This is a genomic window from Enterococcus sp., assembly GCF_032555305.1.
Classification (GTDB): domain Bacteria; phylum Bacillota; class Bacilli; order Lactobacillales; family Enterococcaceae; genus Enterococcus_A.
Map to the genome: position 1 here is coordinate 1 of NZ_JAWGOQ010000060.1, position 4,871 is coordinate 4,871.

General features: G+C 32.6%; 6 protein-coding genes. 3 read left to right on the forward strand and 3 right to left on the reverse strand.

Translation table 11 applies throughout. The features are described 5' to 3' along the window. Positions 1 to 158 precede the first annotated feature (158 nt). Both xerC and E6139_RS22740 read right to left on the reverse strand, forming a co-directional pair. The gene (gene xerC / locus E6139_RS22735; protein WP_316405820.1) at positions 159 to 1,562 is read right to left on the reverse strand and encodes a tyrosine recombinase XerC; all 1,404 of its coding nucleotides are present in this window, start codon (positions 1,560 to 1,562) and stop codon (positions 159 to 161) included. Continuing rightward, positions 1,562 to 1,783, reverse strand: coding sequence for a helix-turn-helix domain-containing protein (locus tag E6139_RS22740; protein ID WP_316405821.1), 222 nt, complete (start codon positions 1,781 to 1,783; stop codon positions 1,562 to 1,564). The genes xerC and E6139_RS22740 overlap by 1 nt, the downstream gene beginning before the upstream one ends. Positions 1,784 to 2,465: 682 nt before the next feature. Here E6139_RS22740 and E6139_RS22745 point away from each other — a divergent pair. From E6139_RS22745 to E6139_RS22755, 3 genes are read left to right on the forward strand one after another with little or no spacing between them, the layout of a single operon-like run. After that, the gene (locus E6139_RS22745) at positions 2,466 to 2,831 is read left to right on the forward strand and encodes a BlaI/MecI/CopY family transcriptional regulator (RefSeq protein ID WP_316405822.1); all 366 of its coding nucleotides are present in this window, start codon (positions 2,466 to 2,468) and stop codon (positions 2,829 to 2,831) included. Then, positions 2,831 to 3,925, forward strand: a complete 1,095-nt coding sequence (locus tag E6139_RS22750; RefSeq protein ID WP_316405823.1) for a M56 family metallopeptidase — start codon at positions 2,831 to 2,833, stop codon at positions 3,923 to 3,925. Before E6139_RS22745 ends, E6139_RS22750 begins: the two co-directional genes overlap by 1 nt. Positions 3,926 to 3,949: 24 nt before the next feature. Next, entirely contained in the window at positions 3,950 to 4,165 is a 216-nt protein-coding gene (locus E6139_RS22755; RefSeq protein ID WP_316405824.1) for a hypothetical protein, read from the forward strand. 508 nt (positions 4,166 to 4,673) lie between these two features. On the opposite strand, the gene E6139_RS22760 is transcribed toward E6139_RS22755, so the two are convergent. Further along, positions 4,674 to 4,871: hypothetical protein (locus tag E6139_RS22760; protein ID WP_316405825.1), on the reverse strand; the 198-nt coding region annotated here is incomplete at its 5' end.

Genomic DNA, 4,871 nt, shown 5'->3' on the forward strand with positions numbered 1-4,871 from the left:
TACTATACTTGATATAATGATCTGTTAGTTGACCTCTAAATCTGCTAACAGATTTTTTATTTCCTCTAATTTTCATCGGAAATCTCCGTTTCTGCTAACACTTTTTGCTAACAACCACTAGTTGAAGCATTGGTGTCATTGCATTTTTACTACCCTTCTTAATCTAACGACAACAGTTTTTCTTTCAACTCATCGGGCAATGATTGAATTATATTTAACAATTTTAATGTCTGATCTGTATTCATTTCTTTAGGTGAAGTTTCTTCCTCATAAAATGTTTGTTCCAATTTTTTTGCATTGTGTCTTCGATCTTCATCAATAATATGTGAATATACTTCTGTTACCATGTCAGCTTTTGAATGACCTGTATCGCCTTGAACACTTTTAATATCTCCATTGGTCATTTTGAGCTTATAGGTGGTACTTAAATGTCTCAAACTATGGAATTCCACTCTTGGTAATTTAAACTCTTCACACAGCTTTCTGAGCCGTTTACCAACTAACTTGTTTTCAACCGGTTTTCCATTTTCTGAAGAGATAACCAAATTGTGATCCTCATATTCTTCACCAAAAAAATCTTTCATCTCACTTTGATTCTTTTTGTGTTGAATCAACATCTGAGCAACTGATTTAGGAAGCCAAACAGTTCTCCGGCTTGAATCAGTTTTCGGTGTCATTAATACTAATCGTGTCACATTGTTTTTACTCGATGGAAAAACCTTGATAATATCTCTTTCTTTCAATTCATCGATTGCCTTTTTCGAGACCCTTGTTAGTTGTTTTTCAACGAACAATCTAGTGGTGCCGTTCTCGATAGATTCTTCATCAATGACTAAATTATCCCAAGTTAAACCTAAGACCTCGCCAATTCTAAGCGAACAAGCAAAAGCTAAGTGCATACACAATCGTAATAATTCATCCTCTGTTTTTTCAACAGCTACTTTAAAGGTCTCAATATCCCAGACTTTTCGCTCGTATTCAGGAATAACTGGTAAAGTTGCCATTGTCGCTGGATTCGTTGAATTTTTTGGTAATGTATCCCACGCAATTGCTTGTTTTAGTGCTGAGCGTATCAAATCGTGAATTTTCTTGATATTGGCTGGTGTCAACAATTTATCACTAGACGGTTTATTTCCTGCCGCCTCTTTGACACTTAATAAATCCACATAATACTTAGACAGCATCCTAGTCGAAATTTGATCAATTTTTTTATCCCCAATAATCGGATCAATATAGTTTCTGATCAAGGAAGTTTTATTTCTAAAAGTTGTTACTGACCAATTAGCACGACCATATACATCCACATACTCTTTCAAGTATTCACTAAATGTTACATTATTCGAACTCTTATCCTCAATTTTTAAAGCTGTTTGTGTTAGATTCTGTTCATCGGGAACAATTACTGAACCATTTACTGATTGATAGTACTCAACAAATTTTTTTCGTTGGAATGCTTCAGCTCTGGATAGAAATGTATCCCATTTTTGTCTCCGTTTCTTTTCGTTATCTACATAGCTATACACGACTACTGATTTTTTACTTCTTGATATAATGGTTGCCATTAAAAATCTCTCCTAGTTAAATCATCAGCATCAGCAAAGTCGTTTAACCATTGATCAAAAGATTTTTTTGATATACGTATTGTTCGTCCAATTCTTACATATCTAAAAAAGTTTTCATGAATTAAAGAATAGGCAGACTTATTACTAATGTCTAAAATTTTAGCAATCTCACTAATAGAATAAGTCTCCTTCACTACTTCAGTTTTATCTCCAATAAACATTCCTCCAATGTATAATAGAATTTTATGGTAGCACCAAGAGTATAGCATATTTGTAGAATACGAATCCGCTTAATACCGCGTGGTAACAGGGTTTATTTGTCTTTGCTAGATTTTTGAACTGCCTTTAGAATGGGCGCACAGGATTTTCACCTCCCCCTGTAGTTAGCAGCGAGACACATTTTGAGTGTGAGTATCATTATGATAAGTTGATGTCATGGCACTTGATTTTCAAGATCAAGAGTTGTTTTAGATATTGGTTCGCTCGGCTGAAGCTTCTTGGCGTATCTTTACAATAGCTCGATCAACCTAATAATGTTGTTCAGAAACCTTTATTTAGTTTTCAAAGAGCAATTTGAACCTTCATGAATAAATAAACTTTTGAGTAATGATTTTGGAACTAAACTCAATTGTCTTAATAAAATGTTTAATAAAAAAGGAAAATACAAATACCCATTTTTAATTTGGCGTGCTATATTTTTAACCACTAATAAATAATTTACGGTAACAATGGTCCCATTACTAATAATCATATTTACTTTAAAAACAAAATAAATTTGAAGACATATCTAAAAATCGACAAAATATTTCTTAATCAACTAATCAAAAAAAATATGTTGTTGACAAAGTAATATTGAGTTAATATGTATAGTAAAGACATATATATTAGAAGGGGTGATTTGAAATGAAAAAAAATCTTGTATCAAATAAAGAATTTGAAGTATTAAGCATTTTATGGGAAAACGAGACTGGACTGACAGCAAAGCAGATTCATGAGATTAATCCTGATCTAGTCTTAAGTACTGTACAATCTGTTTTGAAAAAGTTAGTAAAGAAAGATCTATTGAAAGTTGATGAGATTGTTTATAGCGGAACGGTTTTGACTAGAAGCTATATCCCTACTCTTAATAAAGAGAATTTTATCTTAAAACAATTTGAGGAACTTGATATGCCTGAACTGTTGACTCAATTTTTAGGAAATTCAAACAATACATCAAAAACGCTCGAAGAGATAGAAAACGTCATTGCTGCTAAGCGAAGAGGTATGTAATGAATGTAACCTTCACATCGTTTTTAACTACACTACTTATAAGTTCACTGACTGTTTTAATATTGATTTTACTCATAAACAAATTACGTTTAAACAAAGTAATTTCAGCTAATATCTTTATGGGATTGAGTATAATTTTCCTACTTCGATTATTTGTACCTGTAGAATTTTTTTATACTCATGCAATCCCGTCTGATACGATTTTACCAAGATTAAATGAATTTATGAGTAGACAAGTAAATGTGCTGCACAGAAACTGTAGTGTCTGGCAATTGATAGCTCTCATTTGGATTTTGGGAAGTAGTCTTTTTTTGATACGATGGGTAAAAAAATTATATGCCATGCATTCGCTGAAAGTAATGTTAGAAAAAAGTATAATAGGCTCATACAAAAATATTAAGGTGGTTACTGTGGATGCGCCACTATCTCCTGTAGTAATCGGCCTATTTGACCCTCTAATTGTTATGCCTGCCATGAACTTCTCTTCGAATGAAAAACAGTTTGTACTTGAACATGAACTATGCCATGTAAATAGCCTGGATCTATGGATAAAGTCATTTTATGAAGTATTAACATTAATCTATTGGTGGAATCCTGTTATCTGGGTATTCAGGAAACACTTTAACCAGATGATAGAGTTGAAAGCTGATGAATTTGTTACAAAAAAACTAAATAAAAAGGAGAAAATTGAGTACGTTGAAACATTAGTTAAAGTTGGAAAACACACTAAAAATCGACCAATGATGATGCCAGTAATAAATGATTTACCATCATTCAGCTCACCCGTTGAATCGTTACTATTGGAGCGAGTAAATAATATCTTTTATGAAAAGAAAGCAAAGAATGAAAAATTAATTTTTTTTATATCCGGAATACTTGGTTTTTTCTTATCCAGCTGTATCATATTTGAGCCATATATCGAAAGAAAAAATATTGAACATGATTATTTTGTAATTACAGAAAAAAATTCCATATTAAAGAAGATTGGCAAGAATAGCTATAAAATTTATAAAGATGGAAAACCTTTATTTGAGATTACTGAGGAACAACGCGTTAAAGAATATGGAAATTTGAAAATGGAAGATAATAAATAACTATGAAGAGAAAGGGGAACTATAATGAAAAAAATTTTTGCAGTTGTATTTCTAATGATTGGTTTAGGAGCCGCTAGTCTTCCAAATTCTGGTTATGCTCAGGTTACTGGAGATTATTCTACTATTAAACCATTGGCACCTATCAAAGAGTGGAAATACAAATATGAGAATGGTAATTACTATAAGAGATTATATAATTATTCAACGGGAAAATGGGAAGGTCCCTGGATAAAATGTTAAATTTCAATCTAATCTTTCTGAAGTTTTCTTAACTATCTTGTAAGTACATTGACGTGCTATTCTGAAAAAAAGAACTAAAATACGAGTTTGTCTGATATGATGATATTCAAAAAAATATGATACTAAGTGATTTTATTATAAGTGCCCATTTACATCCGTCAAATTTTTAATCCACTTGGTCGCGTTAATTGTAATGAGCACCAAACTCGATAAGATTTGACAAGCTCAAGTTGGATAAAGGAGCTTCCTCTAACGATATCTCAAAATAGCGAGATATCGTTTTTTTATTATACAAATCCATAAATAGACAGTCATTCCATTTAGTAAGCAAGCGTCTTATAGTAAGGGGGGCTGGTTTTCTCCTTCATCCCTAATACTTTCTTAGTCTGAAGAAAGCTAATTTGTGAAAAGGTACTGATTAAATGGTCGCTTTGGTCGTAGCACCTTATAAAATGGATGTTTTTTGATCACGTGCTCTTTTGTTTTGCGGATCAAAAATTGTATTGCTTCAAGGCGCTTCACTGGGAGTGAGATAGCTTTTTATTGTTGTACAAGAGAATTGAGAAGGATCGACTTCAATGGCCGAAAAACTCTTCAAAGAGGACAGACTGCAGACGGCGTTCTCAAAGAGCCACAAAAACGCTGTTTTTGCGCCAGACAAATCGCGTTTTTGTGAGCCAGTTAAATCGGAGAAAAGAGAGCCACT

Excerpts from the sequence above, each read along its gene's own strand:
- E6139_RS22740 (WP_316405821.1), bottom strand. The coding sequence starts at position 1,783 with ATGTTTATTGGAGATAAAACTGAAGTAGTGAAGGAGACTTATTCTATT.
- E6139_RS22745 (WP_316405822.1), top strand. The coding sequence starts at position 2,466 with ATGAAAAAAAATCTTGTATCAAATAAAGAATTTGAAGTATTAAGCATT.
- xerC (WP_316405820.1), bottom strand. The coding sequence starts at position 1,562 with ATGGCAACCATTATATCAAGAAGTAAAAAATCAGTAGTCGTGTATAGC.
- E6139_RS22755 (WP_316405824.1), top strand. The coding sequence starts at position 3,950 with ATGAAAAAAATTTTTGCAGTTGTATTTCTAATGATTGGTTTAGGAGCC.
- E6139_RS22750 (WP_316405823.1), top strand. The coding sequence starts at position 2,831 with ATGAATGTAACCTTCACATCGTTTTTAACTACACTACTTATAAGTTCA.